This is a genomic window from Kitasatospora sp. NPDC048296 (genome assembly GCF_043201815.1).
GTDB lineage: Bacteria > Actinomycetota > Actinomycetes > Streptomycetales > Streptomycetaceae > Kitasatospora.
Window position 1 is genome coordinate 1 of record NZ_JBICZB010000217.1, and the last position, 1358, is coordinate 1358.

A 1358-nucleotide genomic window follows, 5' to 3' on the forward strand; every position below is an offset into this window, starting at 1 on the left:
CGTCCATGGCGATCCCGGCCGCGGCGCGGACGGTGCTGGACGCGCCGTCGCAGCCGACCAGCCAGTCGGCGCGCACGGTGTGCCGTTCCCCGCTGTCGCGCTCCTCCAGGACGGCCCGCACGCCGTCGCCGTCCTCACTGAAGCCGCACAGTCGGGTGGCGAACCGGACGCCGTCCGGGGCGAGTTCGCGGGCGCGACGCAGCAGGACCACCTCCAGGGCGTCCTGGGAGCAGAGCAGTCCGGGCGCGGGGGTCCGCTCGACACCCTCCACCCCAGCCCCCTCCCCCACCGCGTCATCCCCCGCCGCGCCGGCCGCCCCGGTACGGACGAAGTCCGGGTCGACCAGGGTGCGGCCCCGGTAGAAGAAGAGCTGGGAGGCGGGAAGCCCGGCCCGCCGGATCTCCTCCTCCAGGCCGCAGCGCCGGAAGACCTCCATCGAACGCGCCGACACGCCACGGGCCTTGGGGTGGGTCGAGGTGCCCGGGTGGGCCTCGACGAGCAGGTGCCGCACGCCGTGCCCGGACAGCAGGAGGGACATCGTCAGGCCGACCGGGCCGCCGCCGACGATGAGCACGGACGTCGTTGCCGGGAATCGCATGCCACTCCTCCGTAACGCCTATCTGGTGATTTTGACGCTACCATGGTGGCGGGGGATCCGATCAGGAGAAACGTGAGCCCATGACCCAGAACCCAGACGACGGCAACCCCCGCGGCCTCCACTTCCTCGCGGAGTTCGCGAACACCGTCCGTGAGCACCCCGAGGCGGGAGCCGCCGAGCTCCAGGCCGTCCTGGACGCCCACGGCGGCCCGCCCTTCCGACTCACCGAAGGCGACGCCCGCGAGCTGCGCGACGCCACCACCGCCGTGATCACCGTCCTCGACACCGACGACGCCGACCGGGCCGCCGAGGCCATCAACGCCCTGCTCGACCGCTACCCGCCCCGGCCCCGGCTCGTCCGGCTCCCGGGCCGCCCCTGGTCCTTGCACACCCGGGCCCCCGCCGACGCCGGCCTCACCCACTGGCTGCTCTCCACCGCCGCCCTCGCCCTCGGCATGTGGCTGAGCGAACGCGGCACCTGCGCCTGGGGCCGGTGCGCCGCTGCGGGCTGCGGCCGCCACTTCATCGACACCGGCCGCCGCACCCCCCAGCGCTACTGCGGCCCGCGCTGCGCCACCCGCGTCCGGGTCGCCGCCCACCGGGCCCAGCGCGCCACCGGGTGACCGGGAGCCGCGACCGTCCGCCCGGCCCGCATGCGGATCCCCGGGCCGGTCACTAGGGTCCGGTGCCATGGACCTCAAACTGACCGGACGCACGGTCGTGGTCACGGGCGGCAGCTCCGGGGTGGGCCGAGCCGCCG

Annotated in this window: 2 protein-coding genes; one reads left to right on the plus strand and one right to left on the minus strand. The window is 75.3% G+C overall.

Annotated elements, in window-relative coordinates; all coding sequences use genetic code 11:
- Positions 1-598: FAD-dependent monooxygenase (locus ACGF12_RS38575; RefSeq protein ID WP_393041339.1), on the minus strand; the 598-nt coding region annotated here is incomplete at its 3' end.
- Positions 599-678: 80 nt separating this feature from the next.
- Here ACGF12_RS38575 and ACGF12_RS38580 point away from each other — a divergent pair.
- Positions 679-1221 carry a CGNR zinc finger domain-containing protein gene (locus tag ACGF12_RS38580; protein ID WP_393041342.1) on the plus strand — a complete coding sequence of 181 codons (543 nt, stop codon included), beginning with the start codon at positions 679-681 and terminating at the stop codon, positions 1219-1221.
- Positions 1222-1358: the final 137 nt, after the last annotated feature.